Annotated in this window: 1 protein-coding gene; it reads right to left on the bottom strand. The window is 62.3% G+C overall.

What is annotated here, in order from left to right; translation table 11 throughout:
* A partial coding sequence (locus tag AC1RO3_RS09425; RefSeq protein WP_481764159.1) for a hypothetical protein occupies positions 1-236 on the bottom strand: 236 nt, incomplete at both ends.

The raw sequence follows: 236 nt of genomic DNA on the forward strand, positions 1-236 counted from the left end.
GGTTCATGAATTCGGACATTTCGGCGCGGCCGCCGAGTTCGTCGATGAACGTCTGGTCGAGCCACGGCTTGTAGATCTTCAGATCCGGGTTCACGAGCAGGCCGTAGCGGTAGAAGCGCTCGATGTCGTTGCCCTTGTACGTGCTGCCGTCGCCCCAGATGTTGACGCCGTCTTCCTTCATCGCGGCGACGAGCATCGTGCCCGTCACGGCGCGGCCGATCGGCGTCGTGTTGAAG

This window comes from Dellaglioa sp. CoH-57-MRSF-19, assembly GCF_056781975.1.